Here is a 3,093-nt window from a genome sequence, read left to right on the forward strand (position 1 = left end):
GGCCCGGCCCCCGCGCCGTCCCCGCCCGCCGGGCCCCGGGCGGTGCTGGTGACCGCGCCCGCGGCCTCGCCCGAGGACGACGCGGAGCTGTTCCGCGTGGCTCACCTGGTCCGCCGGCACAGCGGGCTCCGCTGGGTCGAGGTCGCGTTCACGGACGGGGATCCGGACGTCGCCGAAGGGGTGGCCCGGTGCCGCCTGCTCGGCGCGCGGCACGTGACGGCAGTCCCGGCGTCGTTCGCCGAGCCGAGCCTGCCCGAGGACGTGACCTGGGCGGGGCCGCTGCTCTCCGCCGCCTCCCTGGAGGAGCTGGTCGGGCGGCGGGTCGCGACCGCGCGTGAACGGTGGGACAGGGACGCCGACGACGGCCTCGCCGCCGCGCACCATCACCACGATCACGATCACAGTCACTGAGGGGAAGTCATGGCACGCAAGACCAGAGAGCACGAAGGCCTGCCGAGGCACGAACGCTACATGTACGGCGAAGGCGAGATCGAGATCAACCAGGGGCGCAGGAAGGCCAGCCTGACCGTCCGCAACACCGGGGACCGGGCCGTCCAGATCTGCTCCCACTACCACTTCTTCGAGGTCAACCGGGCGATCTCCTTCGACCGGGAGGCGGCCTTCGGCATGCACCTCGACCTCCCGGCGGGCAACGCCATCCGGATCGAGCCGGGAGACACCCACAACGTCGACCTCGTCGAGTACGGCGGCGGCCTGCGCGTCTACGGCTTCAGCGGGCTGGTGGACGGCAGCGTCCGCACCGACAAGGCCCACCGGGTCGCGCTGGAGCGGATGGACATCCTCGGCTTCCTCGACGTGCCCGCCGGTCAGGACGGGAGCCCGGACGGGGCGGCCGAGAAGGCACCCCAGAAGAAGGCCCCGGCGGCCTCGGCCAAGAAGGCCCCGGCGGCCTCGGCCAAGAAGGCCCCGGCGGCCTCCGCTAGGAAGGCCCCGGCGGCCTCCAGGAAGAAAGGCTGACGCCCCATGGTGTCCATGAGTCGCAAGCAGTACGCCGACATGTTCGGCCCCACCGTCGGAGACCGGATCCGGCTCGCCGACACCAACCTCGTGATCGAGGTGGAGAAGGACTACAACGCCGGCTTCTACGGTGACGAGTCCGTCTACGGCGGCGGCAAGACCGCCCGTGACGGGATGGGCTCCACGCCCAACGCCACCAACCACAGCGGCGCGCTCGACATGGTGATCACCAACGTCGTCGTCGTCGATCCGGTCCTCGGCATCGTCAAGGGGGACCTCGGCATCAAGAACGGCATGATCGCGGGCATCGGCAAGTCGGGAAACCCGAACACCGAGAACGGCGTCGACCCGCGGCTCGTCATCGGCCCCGGCACCGAGGTGCTGTCCGGCGAGCACACGATCGCCACGCCGGGGGCCATCGACAGCCACGTCCACCTCATCTGCCCGCAGCAGGTCGAGGCCGCGCTGAGCAACGGGATCACCACGCTGATCGCCGGTGGCGTCGGCCCCTCCGACGGCAGCCGGGGCACCACCTGCACGCCCGGCCCGTGGGGGATCAGCCGGATGCTCCAGTCGTTCGAGAACCTCCCGATCAACATCGGCCTGATGGCCAAGGGCAACGGCAGCCGGCCCGGACCGCTGAGCGAGCAGATCCTGGCCGGGGCGTGCGCGCTGAAGGTCCACGAGGACTGGGGCTCGACCCCCGCGGTGATCGACAACGCGCTGAGGATCGCCGACGAGTACGACGTCCAGGTCGCCATCCACACCGACACCCTGAACGAGAGCGGATTCCTGGAGGACACGGTCAGCGCCATCGACGGGCGCGCGATCCACACCTTCCACACCGAGGGCGCGGGCGGCGGCCACGCCCCCGACCTGCTCCGGATCGCGGGCGAGCCGAACGTGATGCCCTCCTCGACCAACCCGACGCTGCCCTACACCGTCAACTCCATGGACGAGCTCCTGGACATGGTGATGGTCTGCCACCACCTCAGCCACGACAACCCCGAGGACGTCGCCTTCGCCGACAGCCGGGTCCGCGCCGAGACCATCTCCGCCGAGACCGTCATGCACGACCTGGGCGTGATCAGCATGGTCTCCTCCGACTCGCAGGCGATGGGCCGGATCGGGGAGTCCTTCACCCGGGCCTTCCAGATCGCCCACCACTGCAAGGAACTGCGCGGCAAGCTGCCGGAGGACTCCGACCGCAACGACAACTTCCGGGTCCTGCGCTACCTGGCCAAGCTGACGATCAACCCGGCCCGCACCACGGGCATCTCCGACGCGGTCGGCTCGCTGGAGACAGGCAAGATCGCCGACATCGTGATCTGGCAGATGTACGGCTTCGGCGCCAAGCCGTACATCGTCATCAAGGGCGGGCACATCAACTGGGCGCAGATGGGCGACCCGAACGCCTCGCTGCCGACGCCCCAGCCGGTCTACTACCGGCCCATGTTCGGGGTGTTCGGCAAGGCGCTGCCCGCGACGAACGTCACCTTCATGTCGCAGGCCGGCATCGCGGCCGGGGTGCCCGGCAAGCTCGGCCTGGAGCGGATGATCCAGCCCGTGCGGGGCTGCCGCACGATCGGCAAGCAGGACATGATCCGCAACGACGCGCTGCCGACGATCGAGGTGGACCCGGAGACCTACAAGGTCACGCTGGACGGCGAGCACGCGGCCATCGAACCGGCCACCAAGCTGCCGCTGACCCAGCTCTATTTCATCGCGTGAACCTCGCGTGAACCTCGCCTCGCTGCTGGCCCAGCTCCAGCTGACCGACTCGGCCTTCCCGAGCGGTCTGTACACGCTGTCGCACGGCCTGGAGGGCTACGTCCAGTCAGGCCTGGCGGGTCCGGCGGACCTGCCGGGCCTGCTGGCCGACCTGCTCCGCCACGCCGTGGGGCCGGGCGACGCGACGGCACTGGTGCTCGCGCACCGCGCGGCGGCCGAGGGGGACTGGGACCGGCTGGTGGCGGTCGACCGGCGGCTGCACGCCGTCAAGCTCAACCGCGAGCTCAGGTCGGCCGCCACCCGGACCGGCCGCCAGGTCCTGGACACCGCCGGCCGCGTCTTCGGGGGGCCGGGGGCCGGGAAACTGGCGGATCTGGTGAGGGC

General features: G+C 70.7%; 3 protein-coding genes and 1 pseudogene. All 4 read left to right on the plus strand.

Going from position 1 to position 3,093, the window contains the following annotated elements:
• Positions 1-411 (plus strand): annotated as a pseudogene (locus CA984_RS46880) (hypothetical protein); the annotation flags it as partial.
• A gap of 9 nt (positions 412-420) precedes the next feature.
• A complete protein-coding gene (ureB, locus tag CA984_RS43320; RefSeq protein ID WP_242676501.1) occupies positions 421-978 on the plus strand; it encodes an urease subunit beta in 558 nt (185 codons plus the stop codon).
• Between the two features lie 6 nt (positions 979-984).
• Entirely contained in the window at positions 985-2,709 is a 1,725-nt protein-coding gene (gene ureC, locus CA984_RS43325; RefSeq protein WP_086579079.1) for an urease subunit alpha, read from the plus strand.
• Between the two features lie 7 nt (positions 2,710-2,716).
• On the plus strand, positions 2,717-3,093 hold a 377-nt coding region (locus CA984_RS43330), incomplete at its 3' end, for an urease accessory protein UreF (protein WP_278249110.1).

The organism is Streptosporangium minutum (assembly GCF_002149035.1).
Taxonomy (GTDB): domain Bacteria; phylum Actinomycetota; class Actinomycetes; order Streptosporangiales; family Streptosporangiaceae; genus Streptosporangium; species Streptosporangium minutum.

Bases quoted from the DNA above. Each gene is read 5' to 3' on its own strand.
- ureB (WP_242676501.1), top strand. From the start codon at position 421: ATGGCACGCAAGACCAGAGAGCACGAAGGCCTGCCGAGGCACGAACGC.
- ureC (WP_086579079.1), top strand. From the start codon at position 985: ATGGTGTCCATGAGTCGCAAGCAGTACGCCGACATGTTCGGCCCCACC.